Raw genomic sequence first — 24,933 nt, forward strand, 5'->3', positions numbered from 1 at the left:
ATACAAAAAAGCTGTAATGATAATCATTACAGCTTTTTTGTATCTTCGCCGGGAATCGAACCCGGATCTAAAGTTTAGGAAACTTTCGTTCTATCCATTGAACTACAAAGACTTTTATATTTTGATACAAAAATACAATAAAATCTTCATGTAGCCAAATCAGAATTAATCAAAGAGGGCTTTCAATACATCCAAAGATTTCAACTCCTGAAATCCAGCATGATGCAATTTAAAGTAAGTTATTATATAGTCTAAAATTTCAGATCGTTCTCCTCGATTAAACTGGAACAAATGCAAATTATTATAATTCATTCTCATTATTTTATAAAATACTCTAGCTTCCATCGAAGATAAAAAATAAGAATGATTGGGACGAACAGCAGAAAAAACTCCATTTATCAAATCAAAAAAATCACCTTTTTTATATCCGGAAATATTGGGATAAAACCCCATATAACCAGTCAATTCGATAAGAAAGCAAATATGGAAATTAGCCTTTCCATCCTCCATCAAATTAAGTAATTGTATTGATTGTAACAAAAATCTAAAAAAAGAATTATTAGGTTCAGGCTCACGAATAACTTTCGAGAGAAACTCGGCAAGAAAAAGCGTAATTGCATTTTTTATTGGATCATAATGTAATCGAGATACAGGGACAGCGGTCTGAACATCCTTAATGCGCTGAATATCTTGCCTTGGCTTAATTTCTCCGTCAATATATAAAATAGCAAATGGAGAAAGCAATGTCCTCATAAGACGGCTCTTTTTACCTTGTTGTAAAGGTAATGCATAGGTAATTCGCCCATATTTTTCTGTATAAACATGAACCAATGACGCCTTATCATTATAAGCCGTTATACTTAAAACAATTCCAGTTGTTTTATCCAGCATCCTACGATAATTTAGCACAAAAATAATGTTTTTGTATAATATCAAAATGGAAAGAGATTAATATTTATTCTTATCAAAGAGTCAAAATGATAACTAAAAAGAGGTCATGCAGCTTTAGCAAGGCAATATATATGGCAAAACATAACGGAAATGCATAAAAAGATACCGTTTAGGCATATTTTTTTATCAAATATTTTGTCAATTAAAAAAACAGCTCTATATTTGCACTCGCATTTGAGAAAACCTATAAGAGATAATTATAGACTTTTCGAAGAAGGCCCATTCGTCTATCGGCTAGGACGCAAGATTTTCATTCTTGAAAGAGGGGTTCGATTCCCCTATGGGCTACTTTAAGCATTAAGATTTTTCTTAGTGCTTTTTCATTTTATATTTTATTTTTCTAGCAGGTTATTTTAACGAAAATCTATTCATCAGATTTTATCTATCCGAGTTTTTTTGCTAACTTTGTTTATTCTTGAATTCGATTGCTCATTCTGCATCAGATTCATCTATCAGTTTAAAAAACAAAAACATACAAAAAAAATATGTCAGAAGAACAAAAGGCTAACAACGCTTCGTACTCTGCCGACAGCATCCAAGTGCTTGAAGGTCTCGAAGCGGTAAGAAAACGTCCGGCCATGTATATCGGCGACATCGGCGTAAAAGGTTTGCATCATTTAGTTTATGAAGTAGTTGACAACTCTATTGATGAGGCACTTGCCGGATATGCCACTCACATCGACGTATTCATCAATGAAGATAATTCTATCACAGTTGTAGATAATGGACGAGGTATTCCGGTCGATATGCATGAAAAAGAGCATAAATCTGCTCTTGAAGTTGTATTAACTGTACTTCATGCCGGAGGTAAATTTGACAAAGGCTCTTATAAAGTATCGGGAGGGTTACATGGTGTAGGTGTATCGTGCGTAAATGCATTATCAACTTATCTCCGAGCAGAAATAAAAAGAAACGGGAAAATATACATGCAAGAATATTCTTGTGGGAAACCGCTTCATGACGTTGAGATCATCGGAACAACAACCGAAACTGGGACAACAATCACATTCAAACCCGACGGTGATATTTTTTCTGATGTAGTTTACCAAGCAAATATTTTAGCCTCTCGTTTACGGGATTTAGCATTTCTGAATGCAGGCATTTATCTGTCCTTAACTGATAAACGAGAGAAAAAAGAAAATGGAGAATACAAAAAGGAAGAATTTTATTCCATCGAAGGCCTAAAAGAATTCGTTCGATATATCGACAGCTCCAAAGAACATCTTATAGAAGATATTATACATATCAATACAGAAAAACAAGGTGTTCCTGTAGAAGTCGCTATGACGTACAACACTTCATACAATGAAAACATCTACTCTTACGTAAACAATATCAACACCATAGAAGGTGGAACTCATTTAGCTGGATTCCGGCGTGGATTAACCCGTACATTGAAAAAATATGCCGAAGACTCTAAAATGCTCGAAAAAGTAAAAGTAGAGATTAGCAGTGATGATTTTAGAGAAGGCCTTACCGCTGTTATTTCAGTAAAAGTCATGGAGCCTCAATTCGAAGGACAAACCAAAACTAAATTAGGAAATAATGAAGTAATCGGAGCTGTAGACGTAGCTGTAAGTGAAGCCTTACGCAATTATCTGGAAGAAAATCCCAAACCGGCAAAAGCAATTGTCGAGAAAGTTATCTTAGCAGCAACTGCCCGTCATGCCGCCCGTCATGCCAGAGAAATGGTACAACGCAAATCACCACTATCAGGAGGTGGCTTACCCGGAAAATTAGCTGATTGCTCAAAACGAACCCCAGAGGATTGTGAAATATTCTTGGTCGAAGGGGATTCTGCTGGTGGAACAGCGAAACAAGGACGTGACCGTGCTTTTCAAGCTATTTTACCATTGCGCGGTAAAATTCTAAATGTAGAAAAGGCCATGCATCATAAAGTCCTTGAAAGCCAAGAAATTCGCAATATATATACAGCATTAGGAGTAACCATTGGGACAGAAGATGACACAAAAGAAGCAAACATCTCCAAGCTACGTTATCATAAAATTATTATAATGACCGATGCCGACGTCGACGGGAGTCATATAGCGACATTAATTATGACTTTCTTCTTCAGGCATATGCGTCCTCTTATAGAAAACGGATATTTATATCTGGCTACTCCACCTCTATATCTTTGTAAAAAAGGAAAAGTCGAAGAATATTGTTGGACAGACGAGCAACGACAACAATTTATTTTAAAATATGGAAATGGCAGTGAAAACCAAATTCATACACAACGTTATAAAGGTTTGGGAGAAATGAATGCACACCAGCTTTGGGAGACAACGATGGATCCCGAAAATAGAATTTTGCATCAAGTAACAATAGAAAACGCAGCTGAAGCTGATCGCATTTTCTCAATGTTAATGGGTGAAGACGTCGGCCCACGTCGTGAATTTATTGAAGAAAATGCAAATTATGCAAATGTGGATGCTTAACAAGTACATTTTTCATTCCTATAAAAGGAAAGGCATTTCTGAGTTCAGAAATGCCTTTCCTTTTATAGGACTCAATATTCGAAAAAATAACAGAAAAAAAGCAGTAAATAATATCAGGTATAAAGATTTATACAAATTTACAATAACAGATTTCAACCACACATTTCTCTATAATACAGAGAAGTTTTCCCATTTTCCATAAAAGATTTCTCAAAAATATCACTTACTTTGTAAAAGCTTATTTATAAAATAATCTCTTTGCCCGATTATCTTCGAGCATTATACACTAACAATAAATATATGGGAAAAAAAGACAAAAATAAAACCAAAATNAAATAAAATTAATAAAAATATAAGGAGATTAGTCGAATGGCAAATCACAAATCATCTATCAAAAGAATCAGACAAGCGCAAGCTAAAAAATTGCGAAACAGATACTATGCAAAGACTGCAAGAAATGCAGTGAGAAAATTGCGTGCTACTACTGTTAAAGATGATGCTGCAGCTTTATATGTGAAAGTTAGCTCAATGCTCGATAAGTTAGCAAAGAAGAATGTTATTCACAAAAACAAAGCAAGCAATCTAAAATCTAAATTAGCATTATATATCAACAAGCTTTAATTAGATTAGAATATCCGATAGGACTCATATAAGTTCTATCATATTGAGAAGGCCCATTCGTCTATCGGCTAGGACGCAAGATTTTCATTCTTGAAAGAGGGGNAACCAAAATAAAAAGGCTGAAAAAAGAAGAAATCAAACAACGTATCATTACTTTTTTCAGTGAGGAAGCAACAAGGTCTCACAATTATAAACAAGTATCACACGTTATTGGAGCAAAGACTGAAGTACAAAAACAAATGGTTTGCGAAATCTTGGAATCTTTAAAAGACGATGATTATCTTATTGAGATTGTTCCAGGGAAATATAAATTTAATAACCGTGGAACTTCAAGTGTAGAGGGGATATTTGAACGTAGGAGCAATGGCAAAAATCACGTGATCACTGAAGACGAAGGAGAACCCATTTTTATTGCAGAACGAAACTCCCTCAGAGCAATGAATGGAGATAAAGTAAAAGTCCTAATCTATGCTAAAAGGAAAAATCATGTTTTAGAGGGAGAAATAACTGAAATTATAGAAAAAGCGCCACAAATTTTTATCGGAACCCTTGAAATCCAAAAACATTTTGCTTTTTTACTTACTGACAATAAAATATTGGCAAATGATATTTTTATCCCCAAAGAAAAATTAAAAGGTGCAAAAAATGGAGATAAAGCTATTGTTCAAATCACAAGTTGGCCTGAAAGAGCCAAAAATCCATACGGTGAAGTTATAGACATATTGGGTACTTCTGGAGAAAACAATACTGAAATGCATGCTATTCTTGCCGAATTCGGACTTCCTTATAGTTATCCACAAACTGTCGAAAAAGCCGCAGACAAGATAGATGATACTATATATCCTGACGAAATAAAACGCAGAGAAGATTTTCGGAGTATCACAACCTTCACTATTGACCCTAAAGATGCAAAAGATTTCGATGATGCTTTATCTGTACGTCATCTGAAAAATGGATTATGGGAAGTTGGTGTACACATTGCCGACGTTACTTACTATGTAAAACCTGATAGCATCATTGACCGAGAGGCTGAAAAACGGGCGACATCTATTTATCTTGTAGACCGAGTTATCCCAATGCTTCCCGAAAGATTGTGCAATCAAGTATGCTCTCTACGACCTAATGAAGAAAAATTATGTTATTCCGTCATTTTTGAACTAAATAACAAAGCTGAGATTCAAAATTCAAGAATTGTCCGCACTATTATCAAATCTGATCGAAGATTTACTTATGAGGAAGCCCAAAATGTAATCGAATCTGGCAAAGGGGATTATAAAGATGAAATACTTATTTTAAATGACTTAGCTCAAAAGCTCAGAACTAAACGATTTTCGAATGGGGCTATTAACTTCGATCGGCATGAAGTAAAATTTGAAATTGATGAAACCGGAAAACCTATTAGTGTGTATTTTAAAACCTCTAAAGAAGCAAATAAACTAATAGAAGAATTTATGCTATTAGCCAATCGAACTGTTGCCGAAGCTATAGGAAAAGTTCCTAAAGGCCGTAAAGCAAAAGCTTTTGTATATCGGGTACACGATTTACCCGATCCTGAAAAAATGAACAATTTAGCAACATTTATTCGACGTTTTGGATACAATTTAAAAACAGAGGGAAATAAAAATGATGTTTCAAAATCAATAAATAATTTACTTGATAATGTACAAGGAAAACGAGAAGAAAATCTTATCGAAACTGTAGCTATTCGCACTATGGCAAAAGCAGCTTATTCGACCGCCAATGTCGGTCATTACGGTTTAGCTTTTGATTACTATACCCACTTCACTTCCCCTATACGCCGATACCCAGACATGATGGTTCACCGTCTACTGGCAAGATACGCCGAAGGAGGACGAAGTGTCAATGAAAAGAAACTTGAAGAAGAATGTAAGCACTCTTCTGAAATGGAACTTACTGCTGCCAGCGCCGAACGAGCATCTATAAAATACAAACAAGTAGAGTTTTTGAGTGAACGATTAGGAGAAGAATATGATGGAGTCATATCAGGAGTAACAGAATGGGGACTTTATGTCGAAATAAACGAGAATAAATGCGAAGGTTTGGTTCCCATACGGGATTTAGAAGATGACTTTTATGAATTCGACGAAAAGAATTACTGCCTTATGGGACGTCGCACACACAAGATTTATCGTTTAGGGGATCCTATTCGAATACAAGTAGCTCGTGCTAATCTAGAGAAAAAACAACTTGATTTCGCACTAATCGAATAAATAATATTTTTAAGTAAAAGCATTTATGAACAATCTAACAAACTATCACAGTCACTGTCTTTATTGTGACGGAGTAGCTCCAGCTGAAGATTTTGTAAAAGAAGCCATCGCTATGGGTTTTTCCTCTTATGGAATTTCTTCTCATGCACCTATTCCATTTGAGAGTTGTTGGAACATGAAGCAAGAAAGATTAACAGATTATATTGTTGAAATAAACTCGTTAAAAGAAAAGTATAAAAATAAAATAGAACTTTATATCGGACTCGAAATTGACTATTTAGACAAAACCTACAATCCCGCATCATCTATCTTCCAAACAACACCATTGGATTACCGAATAGGTTCAGTCCATTTTCTAAAAACAGGAGATGAACAGTTTATTGATATTGACACCACTCCAGAACAATTTAAGATTACTGTCGAGACCATTTTTAATGGAGATATAATCAAACTAGTGCGCCACTATTTTGACACCATGGTACAAATGATAGAAACCGGAGGATTCGATTTTATAGGTCATGCTGATAAAATATCAATGAATGCTTTAAGTTATCGACAAGGTATTACCAGTGAGAAATGGTACAATGAACTCATACAAGATTATTTTTACTTTATTGCAGAAAAAGGTTGTATGGTCGAAATAAATACAAAAGCATGGAAGAAAAAAACTCTTTTTTTCCCTAACCGGCAGCATTTCTCCTTATTAAAAAAATTCAATATTCCTGTAGTTGTAAACGCAGATACCCATCATCCATCACTAATTAATGATGGACGTATCGACGCATTGCATGCACTTTTATCGGAAGGATTCACACATGTACGACAATTGGTAAAAGGAGAGTGGAAAGATGTAATAATTTCTATATAAAACAATGCTTTAAGTGTCATGTACACGCATATTTAACGTATCGAGACTAAAAAAATCCATATTTTCGCATTATCTTTGTCTTCTAACCGAAGAATATTCTGTAATATGGAAAATGAAACAATACAGACTCCTGGACTGGAATATAGCTCAGACACCATACGAACCCTCGACTGGAAAGAACATATACGCCGGCGTCCCGGCATGTATATAGGAAAATTGGGAGACGGGACTCATTCAGATGACGGTATATACGTATTACTCAAAGAAGTACTCGACAATGCCATTGATGAGTACATGATGGGATTTGGAAAACAAATAACTGTAGATATCAACGAAACTTCTGTTATCGTACGGGATTTTGGACGAGGAATTCCTCTTGATAAAGTAAAAGATGTCTCTTCAAAAATGAATACCGGTGCTAAATATGATTCTAAAGCATTTAAAAAATCTGTAGGTCTCAACGGTGTCGGTATCAAAGCTGTCAATGCTCTTTCTTCTGAATTCTATATTTGTTCTCATCGAGATGGCTTACGTAAAGCCATTCTTTATAATCAAGGAAATATTGTTGAAGATAGTATAGAAGAAAAGACAACTGAAGAAAACGGCACATTAGTTCGTTTTACTCCTGATAATACTATCTTTAAAGGATATCATTATAGAGATGAATTCATAGAAGCTCTTCTTAAAAACTACGTATATCTCAATTCGGGACTTACCATTATATTCAATGGAAAACGCTTCCATTCTCGTAACGGATTGGTCGATTTGCTAAATGAGAAAATGACTTCTGACCCTTTATACCCTGTTATTCATTTAAAAGGTGAAGACATAGAAGTTGTCATTACCCATAATAATCAATATGGAGAAGAATATTACTCTTTTGTCAATGGTCAACATACAACCCAAGGAGGTACACATCTAACAGCGTTTAGAGAAGCTGCATCACGTACAATAAAAGAATTTTATAACAAAAACTTCGATTATTCAGATATTCGAAACGGAATTGTCGCAGCTGTAAGTATTAAAGTCGAAGAACCTGTTTTCGAATCCCAGACTAAAACAAAACTCGGCTCTCGTGATATAGGGCCAGATGGACCTTCTGTAAGTAAGTTTATCGGAGATTTCCTAAAAAAAGAATTAGACAACTATTTGCACAAAAATACTGAAACAGCAGATATTTTATTAAAAAAAATTCTTGAATCAGAGAAGGAAAGAAAAGCAATTGCCGGAGTTACTAAATTGGCTCGTGAAAGAGCCAAAAAGGCTAATTTGCATAATAAAAAACTACGAGACTGCCGTGTTCACTATAATGATTCCAAAGGTGACAATCGCGAAGAATCAAGCATTTTTATTACAGAGGGAGATTCTGCAACCGGTTCTATTACAAAAAGCCGAAATGTCGAAACCCAAGCCGTTTTCAGCCTTCGAGGTAAACCGCTAAATTCATATGGTCTCACACGCAAAGTAGTATACGAAAACGAAGAATTCAATTTGTTGCAGGCTGCATTAAATGTCGAAGATGGAATAGAAGGATTACGATATAATAAAATCATTATTGCAACAGATGCCGACGTTGATGGCATGCATATACGATTATTACTTATCACATTTTTTCTTCAATTTTTTCCAGACCTTATCAAGAAAGGGCATATTTATATTTTACAAACACCTCTATTCCGAGTAAGAAATAAGAAAGAGACATTATACTGTTACTCTGAAGAGGAGAGATTAGCTGCTCTCGATAAAATTAAAGTCAATCCTGAAATTACACGATTTAAAGGACTTGGCGAAATTTCTCCAGATGAATTCCGGCATTTTATTGGTCCAGATATCCGCCTAGACCAAGTAACTTTACGAAAAGAAGATTTAGTTAAAGAATTACTGGAATTTTATATGGGGAAAAATACTATGGAACGGCAAAACTTCATTATTCAAAATTTGGTTGTAGAAGATGATGAAAACATTGCATAAAAAAATAGCCGTTTTTCCAGGAACTTTCGATCCATTTACTATAGGACATATGTCTTTAGTAAATCGAGGTCTCACTATGCTCGATGAAATTGTTGTTGCAGTAGGTATCAACGAAGCCAAGAGCCAATACTTTACCCTTGAGGAAAGAGTCGATATGCTCCAAAATCTGTTCCGGAACAATCCTCGAGTACAAGTATTATCATATGATTGCTTAACTGTAGATTTAGCTAAAAAATGTGAAGCTGGATTCATCTTACGAGGAATTCGGTCAGTAAATGATTTCGAATACGAGAAAACTATTGCTGATGTAAATCGTAAAATTTCGGGAGTGGAAACCCTTGTACTTTTTACCGAACCCGAACATACACACATCAGCTCAACTATCGTACGCGAATTATTAAGATATGGACGGAAGGTTAACGAGTTTCTTCCTACAGGATTAGTTCTTCCCGAAAGAAATGAAAAATAAAATAAACAAAGACCAATGATAAAAAGATTTTCTCTCCTGATTCTCGCCCTTTCGACTATTTCATGTATAGGTGCGCAAAGACAATCAGAAGCAAATAAAAAATTGAGTTTGGCAGAATTTGCAATAAGCAATTTATATGTCGACAATGTCGATGAATCAAAACTTGTAGAAGATGCTATAAGAGGAATGTTGGAAAAGCTCGATCCTCACTCCAGCTACATGACTCCAGAAGAGACAAAAGAGATGAATGAACCGTTACAAGGGAATTTCGATGGTATAGGCATTCAATTCAATATGGTAAAAGACACTCTATATATTGTTCAGACAGTCGCCGGAGGTCCATCTGAAAAAGTCGGAATATTAGCTGGAGACCGCATAATTGCGGTTAATGATACTGTTATAGCCGGAGTTAAGATGAAGAACACGGACATTATGAAGCGTCTAAGAGGGCCTCGAGGCTCGAAAGTAAATGTTTCCATCCTGCGTCGAGGGATTAACGAGCCATTGACATTCCGAATTACACGAGGCCAAATTCCTATTTATAGTATAGATGCAAGCTACATGGCCAATAAAAATACTGGCTATATCCGTTTAAGTCGGTTCTCTGCTTCTACAGGAAAAGAATTTTCCGATGCCCTAAAAAGATTGAAAAAAGAAGGGATGAAAAATCTGATTATAGACCTACAAGGAAACGGCGGAGGTTATCTAAACGCTGCCATAGATGTAGCTCAGGAATTACTCACCAATGACGAAATTATAACATATACTCAAGGACGACGTTCTCCACGAACAGATTATAAAGCAAAATCATCCGGACTTTTCAAAGATGGCAACGTAATTATCCTGGTAGATGAATCCAGTGCCTCCGCCAGTGAAATCGTATCCGGAGCAATACAAGACTGGGATCGAGGACTCATTGTCGGACGTAGAACTTTCGGCAAAGGTTTAGTACAACGACCTATTCCTATGCCCGACGGTTCAATGATACGCCTTACAATATCCCGTTATTATACACCATCGGGACGTAGTATTCAAAAACCCTATCAAAAAGGTGAATCTGAAGAGTACTTTAAAGACATCATAGACCGTTACAACAAAGGAGAACTGACCAATGCTGATAGCATTCATTTTCCTGATTCCCTCAAATATAAAACCTTAATTAACGGACGTACCGTATATGGTGGAGGCGGTATAATGCCAGATTATTTCGTCCCATTAGACACAACTCGTTTCACCGACTATCATCGAGACTTAATAGCTAAAGGAATACTTAACCAGTTTATTATTTCATATATCGATAAAAACAGAAAAGAATTGACCGCTACATATAAAAATAATGTAACCAGATTTTTAGATGATTTTACCATAAATGACAAATTATTAAAAGAGCTTATTTCTTTTGCAGAGAAAGACAAGGTGGAATATAATGAGGAACAATTTAAAAAATCAGAACCACTTATAAAAGAACAGTTAAAAGCATTAATAGCACGTGATCTTTTCGACATGACAGCTTATTACAGAGTAATGAACCAATTTAATGATTCTTATTCTAAAGCATTAGAAATTATAAATGATCCCCAAAAGTATAATACACTTCTAAAAATTAAGAAATGAAATTTACAATAATAAGAAAAGCGGACTTAAGGTCCGCTTTTCTTATTATTGTAAATTCAATACTCTCTATAACATATTACTCTTCCTAAAACCTTCAAAATAAAACAACCAATAAAATAAAAGCAACTTCTTATCAATCAGAAGAAGTAATAGTGTCATCCCACACAAAGGTTGCTTTTAACGGATAATGATCAGAATTCTTTAACTTCCCTATTTCAGTAGCTACTGCATGAAAATTTCCACTATATAATATATGATCTATTCGAAATAGGAACCCATTTTTATGATATGTTATTCCCGGACCAAATCCCGTTTCAACATAAGCATCTTTCAATTTACCTCTAATTTTATGATATACATAGGACTGAGGTGTATCATTAAAATCTCCACAAACAATTATATTATTATCACCTTCTTGCTGTATAGCATGAGATACTTTTTCTGCTTGTACCGCCCTTTGTATATAGGCTATATCTAACTTAGGAACCAACCGGTTCTTAAATTCACCGATCAATTCCGGTTCAAAGTGTTTCAACATTCGACGGTACAAGGCCCGATCTCCCAATGTAAATTTATTTGACTCTAAATGATTATTTATTATAGTCAACTCCCGACCTTTGTACTGAATTCTATAAAGATATGAAGAATTATAAACACTCTCATATACTATCTCTTGCACTTCAATAATCGGATACTTCGAATAGCAAGCGATACCTGAACCGGAATATGGATTTTTAGATTTATCTGAAAAATAATGATACGGATAATCTTCTAAAGCTTGGTTTATCTGTACTTCTGATATTATACTCTTATCACGACCAAATGCAAACTCCTGCATACAAATAATATCAGCTCTGCTATTAGCTATATACTCGAGGATTTCGTTAGGCTTATTATCCAAATGAGGCTTCAATCCCTGGAAACATTCTACATTATAAGATAAAATTACCAAAGAGTCACCAGTTATAGGTATTTCTTCCCCCCTATGCAAGGGAGTATACAGTTTTACCTCTGGGAAACAAATAAATAACGTAATTAAAGATAATAAAAAAAGCCAACGCCGCTGTAACAACCAAAATACAATGAACAAAACATTTGCAAATAGAAAAACCGGAAAAGCTAAACCCAAATAAGAAGGGAACATCATTCTTACAGGAGAAATAAGATAAGCATAAGAAGACAATATCAATAAAACAGCAAAAATAAAGTTCATCATCACTGTTATTGTCAAATATGTCATCTTTATAAACTTCATTTCCTATTTTTTACTGGCATCAAATAGTTTTTTCTTTTCAGCATCAGAGAGCGCTGAGTAACCAGATTGCTTTATCTTATCCAAAATATGGTCTATCTCTTCCATTTCCCTATGCTTACGAGCATTATAATCCATATCTGATTCTCTTCGAGGATTTTGAGAAATATTCATTTTTTTAATCTTCATTTTCTTTCGGGGACCAGGCTTAAACATTGTGACAAACCTATCGACTATAAGATTTATAAAACGGGTCATATCATGCCCTTTACGCCAGCTTGATACAAACCACCACCCCATCAAAGCTCCTCCTAAATGAGCGATATGCCCCCCTGCATTACTCGATGTAATACTTAACAAATCAATCACAATGGTTATAATCGCTATATATTTAAGAGAAATTGCACCAAAAAACAAAAGATTTATCTTATAATCCGGTGCATATACTGCAGTAGCAACAACAATTGCCAATATTGCAGCCGAGGCTCCTAACAAAAATCCGTCAACAGAATCAAAATAAGGAAAAATATTATATGACAAAAGAAATAATATCGCACCGGTCCATCCTCCTAAAAGATATAGCCCCCCCATTTGTTTTTCACTGAAAAAAAGAAGAAATATTTGGCCAAACCAATAAAACCATATCATATTAAAAAGAATATGCCATATATCATAATGAAGAAACATGTAAGTAACGAGAGTCCATGGCCGCACAAGCAATAAATACAAGTCGGATGGCAACTCGAAATAGTTCAAAATAATACGTCCATCAATATTGAACAACATCAAAAAGACAATAGACAAACGCAAAATCAAAAAAACAGCAACATTCAAATAAATCAACTTTATCAAGAGAGATCCATTACGATACAGCTGCGCCAGTTTACCAAAAATATTGTCCATTACCAAATCCTTTTTTCTTCCAATACCTGATTAAGAAAAATCCAAACAGCATACCTCCAAGGTGAGCAAAATGAGCAATGTTATCACCACTAAAGTTTCCTACACCTAAGAACAATTCCACTATTCCATAAAATATAACAAAATATTTAGCTTTGACTGGTATCGGAATAAACATAATAAAAAGTTCTGCATTCGGGAATAACATTCCAAAAGCAAGCAGTATCCCAAAAACAGCACCTGAAGCTCCAATGGTTATCACGTTATTCAATAGCGTACGCGTCGTTTCCCAACCAGCCTGAACTATAGTAGCATCAATTGCATCTCTCAAAGAGAAAAACCATGTCACTTCTTGCACCAGTCCTGCTCCGATACCGGTCGTCAAATAATAAATCAAAAAACGCTTACTCCCCCAAACCATTTCCAATGTACGGCCAAACATAAAGACCGAAAACATGTTAAAAAATACATGCCCAAAAGACCCCGGGTCATGCATAAACATATAAGTCACCAACTGCACTGCGTTAAAATCAGAAGCAGCAAAATAGTGCAAACCTAAGTACTTTACCAAATCAATTCCCACGCGGGGAAGAACAATCTCAGCTAACCAAAACAACAGATTGATTATTATTAAATTTTTGGTTACTGGAGGTATAGAACTAAAAAAACCTTGTCGGCTCTGAAACATATATATTATTCTTTTTGATTTTTGCTGACAAAAATACTCAATATTTCCATATTTTCCCTATATTCACACCTCTGCTTTAGTTTTTTAGTGATATTATTTCATTTTTTTACCCCTATTTTTTGTTATTTTGTTTTTATATGATATATTTGCGTACCTATGTAGGCTTTAAGAAGCTAAAACTACATTTTTAACCTATAAAAAATACAGCTTTATGAACAAATCAGAATTAATCAATGCAATGGCTGAAGAAGCCGGCTTGAGCAAAGCAGATGCAAAAAAAGCATTGGATGCTTTTGTATCTACAGTATCTAAAACATTAGCCGGTGGCGACAAAATCGTTCTTATCGGTTTTGGAACTTTTTCTATTAATGAAAAAGGTGAAAGAACTGGCATCAACCCCGCTACAAAACAACAAATTACTATTCCGGCGAAAAAGGTTGTTAAATTTAAAGCCGGTGCAGAATTAGCTGAAAAGGTAAAATAAATCAGTATAAATTCGATTTAAGGAAGAGATAACTAAGAATTGTAGTTATCTCTTTTTTTATATCTAAATATCTTAATTTCAGTAACTGGTATAATGAAAATACAATATAAATTTTCACATTTTAGAGTAACTCTTATTCTTTTATTTTTCATAAAAGATAAGTACCTTTGTATTCTCAAAAATTAAGAACTTGGCTAAAGCAATTGTTGAAACACCCCTTATGAAGCAATATATCGAGATGAAAACCAAGCATCCCGATGCTATTCTATTATTTCGTGTTGGGGATTTTTACGAAACATTCTCAGAAGATGCTATCACAACCTCCGAGATATTGGGAATAACACTGACTCGAAGAGCTAACGGTGCTGCCCAATTTGTAGAATTGGCAGGATTTCCACATCATGCATTAGATACTTATCTTCCCAAACTGGTACGAGCAGGGAAACGAGTAGCTATCTGTGAACAGCTTGAAGACCCTAAAATGACAAAGAAATTAGTCAAACGTGGTATTATCGAGCTTGTAACTCCTGGGGTTTCTATAAACGACAATATCTTAAATCACAAAGAAAATAACTTTTTGGCCGGAATTCACTTTAATAAAAACATTTGCGGTATAGCTTTTCTTGACATATCAACCGGTGAATTTCTTACAGCTGAAGGGAACTATGATTACATAGATAAGCTCTTAAATAATTTTGCTCCCAAAGAAGTCTTATTTGAAAAAAGTAAAAAAACATTATTTGAAGAGCACTTTGGTACTCGTTTCTTTACTTTCGAACTCGACGATTGGATTTTTACAGAAGACGCTGCAACCGATCGTCTATTAAAACATTTCGAAACAAAAAATCTAAAAGGATTCGGAGTACAAAACTTAAAAAACGGGATCATTGCTGCCGGTTCGTTACTTTATTATTTAGACATAACCCAGCACAAGCAAATCTCTCATATTACATCCCTTGCCCGCATTGAGGAAGAACGCTACGTACGTCTCGATAAATTTACCGTTCGTAGTCTTGAATTATTAAACACAATGAATGAGGGCGGAAAAAGTTTACTCGATGTCATCGACCGTACAACAAGTCCGATGGGAGCTCGTCTGCTAAAAAGATGGATTGTTTTTCCCTTAAAAGATGTACAACCTATCAACGAACGATTAAATGTCGTTGAATATTTTTTCAAAGAACCTGACATCAAAGATGAGATAGAACAGCAGCTCATGCTTATTGGTGATGTAGAACGTATTATTTCTAAAGTTGCAGTCGGCAGGATTACTCCCCGTGAAATGATACAACTTCGTGTTGCCCTGTCGGCAATGGAACCTATACAACATATCTGCTCATCTTCTGAAGAACCTGTCCTAAGACGAATAGGAGAACAGCTCAATCCTTGTTCTTCAATAAAGGACCGTATTGCACGAGAAATAAGTCCAGATGCCCCTTCCCTTATCAATCGAGGAGGGATCATTGCAAGGGGAGTAAATGCCGAACTTGATGAACTTCGAGAATTGGCTTATTCTGGGAAAGACTATCTTATACATATACAACAAAGAGAAAGCGAAAGAACTGGTATACCTAGCCTGAAAATAAGTTTTAATAACGTCTTTGGATATTATATAGAAGTACGTAATACCCATAAAGATAAAGTCCCTCCTGAGTGGATTAGAAAACAGACTCTTGTTAACGCCGAAAGATATATTACACAAGAACTAAAAGAATATGAAGAAAAAATTTTAGGAGCTGAGGAAAAAATTCTGTCACTTGAAAGTAAACTTTTCAACGATTTAGTCTTAGCCCTAAATGATTATATCCCCGCAATACAACATAATGCCAATCTAATTGCCCGACTCGATTGCCTATTGTCGTTTGCCATCACAGCAAAAGAAAACCACTATATTCGTCCCAATATAAATGACGGCGACGAAATAGATATCAAAGAAGGGCGCCATCCTGTAATCGAGAAGCAGCTCCCTCCCGGAGAAGAATATATCTCGAACAGCATCAGCCTTAGTAACGACAATCAGCAAATTATTATGATAACTGGTCCTAACATGGCTGGTAAATCTGCTCTTTTACGGCAAACAGCCCTTATTGTAATTTTAGCACAAATCGGAAGCTTTGTCCCTGCAGAATCTGCAAAAATAGGATTAGTAGACAAAGTATTTACACGAGTCGGAGCCTCAGACAATATATCTTTAGGAGAATCTACTTTCATGGTAGAAATGAATGAAGCAGCCGACATACTAAATAATATATCGAATAGAAGCCTTGTCTTATTTGATGAACTCGGTCGTGGAACAAGCACATATGATGGGATTTCTATCGCTTGGGCTATTGTAGAACATATCCATGAACACCCTAAAGCCCGTGCAAAAACATTATTTGCTACCCATTATCATGAGCTAAATGAGATGGAACGCACTTATAAACGTATCGCTAATTTCAATGTATCCGTAAAAGAGGTAGACAATAAAGTTATTTTTTTAAGAAAACTCGTTAAAGGTGGAAGTGAACACAGTTTCGGTATACATGTCGCTAAAATGGCAGGAATGCCTCAAAGCATCGTAAGAAGAGCAGACCAAATATTAAAGCAACTTGAATCCGAAAACAGAAATAATGGAATTTCTAAACCGACTCACGAAATAGCAGCGCAACGTGAAGGAATGCAACTGAGTTTTTTTCAGCTGGATGATCCAGTTTTGAGTCAAATACGAGATGAAATCATCAATTTAGATATAAACAATCTTACACCGGTAGAAGCTTTGAATAAATTAAATGAAATCCGAAAAATTATCACCGGTAAATAAAATGACTTTACAGTAACAATTATATGAAAAAATCCGACTTTGAAATCATGGCGCCAGTCGGTTCGTACGAATCTTTAACGGCCGCAATACAAGGTGGTGCTGATTCTATTTATTTCGGTATAGAAGGGCTAAATATGAGAGCTCGCTCCTCCAATAATTTCACAATAGAAGACTTGCATCAAATAGCTCAAATATGCCTTGAAAACAACATGAAAAGTTATCTCACCGTCAATACAGTCATATATGATAATGACTTAGAGCTTATGAGACACATCATCAATGCGGCTAAGGAAGCTCATATTTCAGCCATTATTGCCAGTGACGTAGCTGCCATGGCATATGCTTGCAGTATAGGAGTAGAAGTCCACCTCTCTACACAATTAAATATTTCAAATGCCGAATCATTAAAATTCTACGCTCAATTTGCTGATGTCGTCGTTTTAGCCAGAGAACTAAACCTCGAACAAGTAGCTCATATATACAAATGCATTTGTAATGAACAAATCAAAGGACCCAAAGGCGAACTTATCCGTATCGAAATGTTCTGTCATGGAGCTCTATGTATGGCCGTCTCCGGTAAATGTTATTTAAGTTTACACGAGGCCAATGCTTCTGCAAATCGGGGAGCTTGTGTTCAAATCTGCCGTAGAGCTTATAACGTAAAAGACCGTGATACTGAAGTTGAATTAGACATTGAAAACGAGTATATCATGTCTCCAAAAGATTTAAAGACAATTCACTTTCTAAATAAAATGATGGATGCTGGTGTCAGGGTTTTCAAGATAGAAGGTCGTGCTCGCGGAGCCGAATATGTACGTACTGTTACCGAATGCTATAAAGAAGCTATTGAATGTTATCTTTCCGGGAACTTTTCTGATGAACATATAAAAGATTGGAATAAACGTCTTTCTACAGTTTTCAACCGAGGTTTTTGGAATGGATATTATCTAGGTCAAAGACTCGGTGAATGGAGTAAAAATTACGGTTCTGGAGCAACGAAAAGGAAAATTTATATAGGAAAAGGAATCAAATATTTCTCAAATCTGGGTGTTGCCGAATTCTTAATGGAAACACAGTCTCTTAAAGTTGGAGATGAAATATTAATTACAGGCCCTACGACTGGTGCTATTACAAAGAAAGTCGAAGAAATACATGTCAATTTAAAACCTGTACAAGAAACAGTAAAAGGAGAACACTTTTCTATAAAGCTCGATGAGAAAATACGACCTTCCGATAAATTGTTTAAATGGATAGATACGACCAAAGATGATGCTTAAAGCAACAATCAAGAATTTAAATGAAGTTTTTGCTCTTAAACAAAAAACGCTGGATTACATTTATCCAGGATTCAGTTGGAGCAAAGACTATCCGACAAAAGAAACATTTAAGAATGATATCGATAAAGGAGAACTTTATCTATTCTATAAACAAGGTTCACTAATAGGGGCTGTATGCCTGAACGAGGAATATGACGAACATTATAATTACGTAATATGGCACAGCCAAAAACCTGCGTTGATCATTCACCGATTATTTATCGATCCTGAATTCAGAGGAAAGCACCTTGGAGAAAAAATTCTGAAATGGGTTATAAAATATGCCATAAACAATAAATACAAGTCTATACGATTAGATACTTTTTCAGAAAATCGTTCGGCACAACATTTATATGAGCGCCTAGGGTTCACCCACTGTGGCACTATTCCTTTAATAGGAAAGACTGGGCTTTTTTGGTGCTATGAACTCATCTTATCTCAATAAAGACAACTAACATTTTTGAGAATAAGGCAATTCTCACAACAAAAAAACATTTTAATAGGTTTTATAAAATTTCTTTGGCTCAAAATTTTAAAGCTGCAAAATACAGAAAAGGGATTGCCCTATTAAACTAAAGGCAACCCCTTTTTTAATTTATCATTTCACTTTGAAATAAATTACAATTTAGGTCCAGCTGCTACAAGAGCTTTACCTGCTTCATTTCCAGTAAATTTAGAGAAGTTCTTAATAAAACGTCCAGCTAAATCTTTAGCTTTTTCTTCCCATTTACAAGCACAATCATAAGTATCTCGAGGATCAAGAATCTTAGGATCTACACCAGGTAATTCTGTAGGAACTACAAAATCAAAGAACGGGATAGTTTTTGTAGGAGCTTTTTCTATCGAACCATCCAGAATAGCATCAATGATACCACGAGTATCTTTAATAGAAATACGTTTACCAGTTCCATTCCAACCAGTGTTTACCAAATAAGCTTTAGCTCCAGTCATATTCATTTTCTTAACCAATTCTTCAGCATATTTAGTAGGATGTAAAGTTAAGAAAGCTGCACCAAAACATGCAGAGAACGTAGGGGTTGGTTCTGTAATACCGCGTTCAGTACCTGCTAATTTAGCAGTGAAACCTGACAAGAAATAATATTGAGCTTGTTCCGGAGTCAAAATAGATACAGGAGGTAATACACCGAATGCATCAGCAGACAAGAAAATAACCTGTTTTGCATGAGGCCCTTTAGACACCGGCTTAACGATATTATTGATATGATAAATAGGATAAGAAACTCGTGTATTTTCTGTGACGCTCTTATCTGCAAAATCAATCTTACCATTAGCATCAACCGTAACGTTTTCCAACAAAGCATCACGTTTGATTGCATTATAAATATCTGGCTCACTTTCTTTGTCCAAATTGATAACTTTAGCATAGCAACCACCTTCATAGTTGAATACACCTTCATTATCCCATCCGTGCTCATCGTCACCAATCAATTTACGTTTTGGGTCAGTAGACAAAGTAGTTTTACCTGTACCAGAAAGACCAAAGAAGATAGCTGAACTAGAACCATCCATGCTAGTATTTGCAGAACAGTGCATAGAAGCAATACCACGCAACGGGTTGAAATAGTTCATCATAGAGAACATTCCTTTTTTCATCTCACCACCGTACCACGTATTCAAGATTACTTGCTCTTTAGTTGTCAAATTGAAAACAACTGCTGTTTCTGAATTTAATCCCAGTTCTTTGTAATTTTCAACTTTAGCTTTAGACGCATTGTAAACGACGAAGTCAGGCTCAAAATTCTCTAATTCCTCTTTAGAAGGACGAATAAACATATTCGTTACAAAATGAGCTTGCCATGCAACTTCCATAATAAAACGGACTTTCAGACGAGTTGCTTCATTGGCTCCACAATAACCATCAACTACAAACAATTTCTTATTTGACAATTCTTTAGCAGCCAAATCTTTCAAAACGTTCCAAGTTTCCGTTGACACAGGCTTATTATCATTCTTATATTCTTCTGATGTCCACCATACTGTATTTTCACTAGTAGCATCTTTTACCAAAAATTTATCTTTAGGAGAACGTCCAGTATAAATACCAGTCATTACATTTACAGCACCCAACTCTGTTACTTGACCTTTTTCAAAGCCTTCCAAACCGGCCTTTGTTTCTTCAGCGAACAATACATCATAAGACGGATTGTGCACAATCTCTACGGTACCACTAATACCGTATTTTGTAAGATCTAAATTTGCCATTCTTGTTTCTAATTAAATGATTAACTATTTATTTTACTATCTCTTCTAAATCGCGATGCAAAAATAATACAAATTCCATGAAGTAGTTCTTTAATTAAAGAAATTTTTCAGTAATTGTTCTATTTTTTATTTAAGTGACTTAAACAATGACAAAATTACCTTTCTTTTTTTTGTATTGTTTTCATTTTTAACTAATAATAAATAACTTTTTCTTCTAAAAAGAGAGTCAAAAGTCTCACACATCGGCTCAAAATTATTCATTTCCTTCAAAAATTATGGGCTAAACCTCATTTAAAGCTAATTTTATGTCAACATTGAAACATAATTCTTAGGGTTTTATGTATTTTTGCAAAAATGTAATATATCCTACAACATGAAAATTGTCAACTTTTCGGAAAATAATTCAGAACTCAATCGCTTTGTTGCAGAACTTCGCGATACCAATATCCAAGGTGATCGATTACGATTTCGGAAAAATCTAGAACGCATCGGAGAAATAATATCTTATGAACTCAGTAAGGACTTACATTACAGTCCAAAAGAAATAAAAACTCCTTTAGGAATCATCTCAATTAATACTTCCGATGACAAATTAGTATTAGGCACCATTCTACGTGCCGGAATTCCTTTTCATCAAGGTTTTCTCAACTATTTCGATAATGCTGAAAATGCTTTCGTTTCCGCTTATAGAAAATATAAAGATAAACTTAATTTTGAAATATTCATTGAATATATTGCCTCTCCTCGCATTGATGGAAAAGTTTTAATTTTGACAGATCCCATGCTCGCTACAGGTGGATCTATGGAACTGGCTTATCGAGCACTTCTGACAAAAGGTGACCCTGAACATGTACATATAGCATCTATAATCGCCAGCCAAAAGGCAATTGAATACGTACAAGAGCATTTCCCATCGGATAAAACAACCGTATGGGTAGGGGCTATAGACCCGGAACTCGATGACCATTCATATATTGTTCCAGGGCTCGGAGATGCCGGAGATCTTGCTTATGGAGAAAAGGAATAATGTAATAATATTATTTCTACTTTAAAATAAACCTATATTTACCCCAACTTTAAAGTGCTTAATTATGGCCATAACAATTCGTGAAATCTCGGGGAAACGGGGACTAAAAAAATTTGCACGTTTCAATATTGATTTATATAAAAATAACCCTTATGCAGTTCCACAACTGATATTTGACGAAGTAGGAACTCTAAGTAAAGATAAAAATCCAGCCTTCGACTATTGTGAATCTGTCTATTATATGGCATACGACAATACAAAACCCGTCGGCCGTATTGCAGGAATCATTAATCATCAAGTTAATGAGAAAACTGGAAAGAAAACAGCGAGGTTTGGCTTCGTCGATTTCATCGATAGTAAAGAAGTCAGTAAAGCCCTTTTCGACGCCGTAGAAAAATGGGCCCTTTCAAAAGGGATGAATGAACTTAACGGTCCTTTAGGCTTCACAGATATGGACCCTGAAGGTCTTCTTATTGAAGGTTTCGACCAAATGGGTACAATGGCTACCATATACAATTATCCTTATTATATAAAACATATAACTGAATTGGGTTTTGAAAAAGATGTTGATTGGGTAGAATTTAAAATTTTTGTTCCCGAACGAATACCAGAAAAACATCAACGAATTGCAAACATCGTAAAAACTAAATATAAGTTAGAAATCGTAAAATACAATTCTGCAACTAAAATAGTAAAAGATTATGGTCAAAAAATTTTCGAACTTATTAATAATGCATATGCCAATTTATATGGATATTCGATACTGAATCAGCGACAAATTGATTATTATATAAAAATGTACCTCCCCATGGTACGATTAGAAAATGTCACACTTATTATCAATGAAAAGAAAGAATTAATAGGTGTCGGTATTGCTATTCCATCCATGACCAAAGCTATGCAAAAAGCTAAAGGAAAACTTTTCCCATTCGGTTTTATACATCTACTTAAAGCTCTAAGAGGGAAAAATGATGTAGTTGACCTTTTACTCGTTGCAATACGTCCCGATTATCAAAATACAGGAGCAAACGCTCTTTTATTCTCCGACCTTATACCTGTATTCATCAAAAACGGGTATAAATATGCAGAAAGTAATCCGGAATTAGAAGAAAACGGAAAAGTACAATCTCAATGGCAATATTTTGAAAATATTCAACACAAACGCAGACGTGCATATTTAAAAAAATTAGGACAATAATTTTTTAACACTTTCTTAGATAAAACTAAAAAAGGGAGAGAAATATGCGAAATCTTAATTCTCTTCCTTTTTTCATTTAAAAACCCTTTTGTTTTATTAACAAATAATAATTACCTTTGCAGCCTATTTGAAATCAGGTTATATGAAAAGTACATTAGATTTTCAACCCAAACTATTCTCTATTTTAAAAAATTATTCAAAAGAGAAATTCTCGGCCGACCTTATGGCCGGTATCATAGTTGGCATTGTTGCCCTGCCTTTAGCCATTGCATTCGGTATTGCATCCGGTGTCAGCCCTGAAAAGGGATTGATCACTGCCATAATCGGAGGTTTCATTGTCTCTTTTTTAGGGGGCAGCAACGTACAAATAGGAGGCCCAACAGGGGCTTTCATCGTAATTGTATATTCTATTATACAAAATTATGGATTAGAAGGTCTTGCAATTGCGACAGTTATGGCCGGCCTAATACTCGTACTGATGGGATGTTTTCGATTAGGAACAATCATCAAATACATTCCCTACCCCATCGTCATAGGCTTTACCAGTGGTATTGCACTAACAATATTCACAACACAAATCAAAGACTTATTCGGATTAACAATGGCTGAAGTTCCTGCTGATTTCATTTCAAAATGGATTGCATATTTTCGGTCCTTTAATACAGTCAATTGGTCATCTTTAATTGTAGGTATCGTTAGCATCTTACTCATTATACTTACACCTAAAATATCAAAAAAAATACCAGGGTCATTAGTCGCAATTATTATCATGACAATTGTAACTTATATTTTAAAAGAGACATTCAACATTACCGGAATCGAGACAATCGGTGATAGGTTCAGCAATATCAGTAACGACGTACCTGAACCTCAACCGCTCAGTATCAATATGAATACAATTAATCAGCTTCTTTCTCCAGCTTTTACAATTGCCATACTCGGAGCTATCGAATCTTTATTATCTGCCACCGTCGCTGACGGTGTCACAGGAGACCAGCATAATTCCAATACAGAGCTGATAGGACAAGGAGTTGCAAACATCGTAGTTCCATTCTTCGGAGGAATTCCTGTCACTGGAGCCATTGCCCGTACAATGACAAATATTAATAACGGGGGGCGTACTCCTATCGCAGGGATAATACATGCCATAGTTCTACTTTTGATATTTCTGTTTTTGATGCCACTCATCAAATTAGTTCCAATGGCATGTCTTGCCGGTGTGCTAATTATCGTCTCATACAATATGAGTGGTTGGCGTACTGTCCGTTCCCTGCTCAAAACCCCTAAATCTGATGTTGCCGTACTATTGACAACATTTATTTTAACAGTCGTATTTAACTTGACGATTGCAATAGAAATAGGACTTCTCTTAGCTGTATTACTTTTTTTACGTCGTGTATCGGAAAACGTTCAAGTATCTGTCTTAAAAGATGAACTGGACATAGCACAGGGAACAGAGTCGACACAACACGAAACATTGGATATAGCTAAAGGAATAGAAGTTTATGAAATTGATGGACCATTCTTTTTCGGTGTTGCAACTAAGTTCGACGAACTTATGCACAATATGGGGGACAAACCATTGGTTCGTATTATCCGTATGCGAAAAGTACCGTTTATCGACTCGACAGGTTTGCATAATCTTGAGATTTTGGTAGAATCATCCCATCGTGAAAAAATTCATGTAATATTATCGGGCGTCAATCCTAAAGTACATGAAACAATAAAACGCGCTCGGCTTAATTCCATAATTGGGGATGAATATATTTTTGACCATATTACAAAAGCTGTAGCTGCTGCAAATAAACTTGCGGAAGAATTGTCCCACGAAAAAAAATCAAAAGGAAAAGCACTTTAATAATATTTACTAAAAAGG

General features: G+C 35.3%; 19 protein-coding genes and 2 tRNA genes. 15 read left to right on the top strand and 6 right to left on the bottom strand.

All coding sequences use genetic code 11. The features are described 5' to 3' along the window. Positions 1-40 precede the first annotated feature (40 nt). Positions 41-112 (bottom strand) — tRNA-Arg (locus BN2628_RS10390). 53 nt (positions 113-165) lie between these two features. Beyond that, positions 166-891, bottom strand: coding sequence for a DNA repair protein RecO (gene recO / locus BN2628_RS10395; protein WP_044230377.1), 726 nt, complete (start codon positions 889-891; stop codon positions 166-168). Between the two features lie 276 nt (positions 892-1,167). Here recO and BN2628_RS10400 point away from each other — a divergent pair. From BN2628_RS10400 to BN2628_RS10440, 8 genes are all read left to right on the top strand, one after another. After that, positions 1,168-1,239, top strand: a tRNA-Glu gene (locus tag BN2628_RS10400). Between the two features lie 197 nt (positions 1,240-1,436). Then, positions 1,437-3,392 (top strand): DNA topoisomerase (ATP-hydrolyzing) subunit B, encoded by a 1,956-nt coding sequence (gene gyrB / locus BN2628_RS10405; protein ID WP_044230375.1) that lies wholly within the window; start codon positions 1,437-1,439, stop codon positions 3,390-3,392. A gap of 369 nt (positions 3,393-3,761) precedes the next feature. Next, complete coding sequence (rpsT, locus tag BN2628_RS10415; protein ID WP_021931617.1) at positions 3,762-4,013, top strand: 30S ribosomal protein S20; 252 nt, start codon at positions 3,762-3,764, stop codon at positions 4,011-4,013. 80 nt (positions 4,014-4,093) lie between these two features. Continuing rightward, on the top strand, positions 4,094-6,244 hold the full coding sequence (rnr, locus tag BN2628_RS10420) for a ribonuclease R (protein WP_411267750.1): 2,151 nt from the start codon (positions 4,094-4,096) through the stop codon (positions 6,242-6,244). A gap of 25 nt (positions 6,245-6,269) precedes the next feature. Beyond that, positions 6,270-7,112, top strand: a complete 843-nt coding sequence (locus tag BN2628_RS10425) for a histidinol-phosphatase (protein ID WP_044230373.1) — start codon at positions 6,270-6,272, stop codon at positions 7,110-7,112. A 105-nt stretch (positions 7,113-7,217) separates the two neighbouring features. Continuing rightward, complete coding sequence (locus BN2628_RS10430) at positions 7,218-9,083, top strand: DNA topoisomerase IV subunit B (RefSeq protein WP_044230371.1); 1,866 nt, start codon at positions 7,218-7,220, stop codon at positions 9,081-9,083. Continuing rightward, positions 9,064-9,552: a pantetheine-phosphate adenylyltransferase gene (gene coaD, locus BN2628_RS10435; protein ID WP_044230370.1), complete on the top strand. Its 489-nt coding sequence runs from the start codon at positions 9,064-9,066 to the stop codon at positions 9,550-9,552. Before BN2628_RS10430 ends, coaD begins: the two co-directional genes overlap by 20 nt. Before the next feature lie 15 nt (positions 9,553-9,567). Further along, positions 9,568-11,166 (top strand): S41 family peptidase, encoded by a 1,599-nt coding sequence (locus BN2628_RS10440; protein WP_257606465.1) that lies wholly within the window; start codon positions 9,568-9,570, stop codon positions 11,164-11,166. Between the two features lie 133 nt (positions 11,167-11,299). Here BN2628_RS10440 and BN2628_RS10445 read toward each other — a convergent pair whose 3' ends face one another. The 3 genes from BN2628_RS10445 to BN2628_RS10455 are packed head-to-tail and all read right to left on the bottom strand — an operon-like array spanning position 11,300 to position 14,006. Further along, positions 11,300-12,421, bottom strand: a complete 1,122-nt coding sequence (locus BN2628_RS10445) for an endonuclease/exonuclease/phosphatase family protein (RefSeq protein WP_044230369.1) — start codon at positions 12,419-12,421, stop codon at positions 11,300-11,302. Positions 12,422-12,424: 3 nt separating this feature from the next. Then, a complete protein-coding gene (locus BN2628_RS10450; RefSeq protein ID WP_044230367.1) occupies positions 12,425-13,321 on the bottom strand; it encodes a rhomboid family protein in 897 nt (298 codons plus the stop codon). Further along, the gene (locus BN2628_RS10455; RefSeq protein WP_044230365.1) at positions 13,302-14,006 is read right to left on the bottom strand and encodes a rhomboid family intramembrane serine protease; all 705 of its coding nucleotides are present in this window, start codon (positions 14,004-14,006) and stop codon (positions 13,302-13,304) included. The genes BN2628_RS10450 and BN2628_RS10455 overlap by 20 nt, the downstream gene beginning before the upstream one ends. A 211-nt stretch (positions 14,007-14,217) precedes the next feature. Between BN2628_RS10455 and BN2628_RS10460 the strand changes: the two genes are divergently transcribed. The 4 genes from BN2628_RS10460 (at position 14,218) to BN2628_RS10475 (ending at position 19,054) form a co-directional block, all read left to right on the top strand. Then, positions 14,218-14,490 (top strand): HU family DNA-binding protein, encoded by a 273-nt coding sequence (locus tag BN2628_RS10460; protein WP_021931627.1) that lies wholly within the window; start codon positions 14,218-14,220, stop codon positions 14,488-14,490. 220 nt (positions 14,491-14,710) lie between these two features. Beyond that, positions 14,711-17,293 (top strand): DNA mismatch repair protein MutS, encoded by a 2,583-nt coding sequence (gene mutS, locus BN2628_RS10465; protein WP_257606466.1) that lies wholly within the window; start codon positions 14,711-14,713, stop codon positions 17,291-17,293. Positions 17,294-17,316: 23 nt separating this feature from the next. After that, positions 17,317-18,570, top strand: a complete 1,254-nt coding sequence (locus BN2628_RS10470; RefSeq protein WP_055097188.1) for a peptidase U32 family protein — start codon at positions 17,317-17,319, stop codon at positions 18,568-18,570. After that, entirely contained in the window at positions 18,560-19,054 is a 495-nt protein-coding gene (locus BN2628_RS10475) for a GNAT family N-acetyltransferase (protein ID WP_044230361.1), read from the top strand. The genes BN2628_RS10470 and BN2628_RS10475 overlap by 11 nt, the downstream gene beginning before the upstream one ends. Before the next feature lie 173 nt (positions 19,055-19,227). On the opposite strand, the gene pckA is transcribed toward BN2628_RS10475, so the two are convergent. Further along, positions 19,228-20,832: a phosphoenolpyruvate carboxykinase (ATP) gene (gene pckA / locus BN2628_RS10480; RefSeq protein ID WP_044230359.1), complete on the bottom strand. Its 1,605-nt coding sequence runs from the start codon at positions 20,830-20,832 to the stop codon at positions 19,228-19,230. Positions 20,833-21,205: 373 nt separating this feature from the next. On the opposite strand from pckA, the gene upp reads away from it, so the two are divergent. The 3 genes from upp to BN2628_RS10495 all read left to right on the top strand — a co-directional run bounded on the left by upp (position 21,206) and on the right by BN2628_RS10495 (position 24,915). Continuing rightward, positions 21,206-21,859 (top strand): uracil phosphoribosyltransferase, encoded by a 654-nt coding sequence (gene upp, locus BN2628_RS10485; protein ID WP_044230357.1) that lies wholly within the window; start codon positions 21,206-21,208, stop codon positions 21,857-21,859. Positions 21,860-21,923: 64 nt separating this feature from the next. After that, on the top strand, positions 21,924-23,057 hold the full coding sequence (locus BN2628_RS10490; protein WP_044230355.1) for a hypothetical protein: 1,134 nt from the start codon (positions 21,924-21,926) through the stop codon (positions 23,055-23,057). Positions 23,058-23,199: 142 nt separating this feature from the next. Continuing rightward, positions 23,200-24,915, top strand: a complete 1,716-nt coding sequence (locus BN2628_RS10495) for a SulP family inorganic anion transporter (RefSeq protein ID WP_055097191.1) — start codon at positions 23,200-23,202, stop codon at positions 24,913-24,915. Positions 24,916-24,933 lie beyond the last annotated feature (18 nt).

Origin of the sequence: Gabonia massiliensis, assembly GCF_001403595.1 — a bacterium.
GTDB lineage: Bacteria > Bacteroidota > Bacteroidia > Bacteroidales > Coprobacteraceae > Coprobacter > Coprobacter secundus.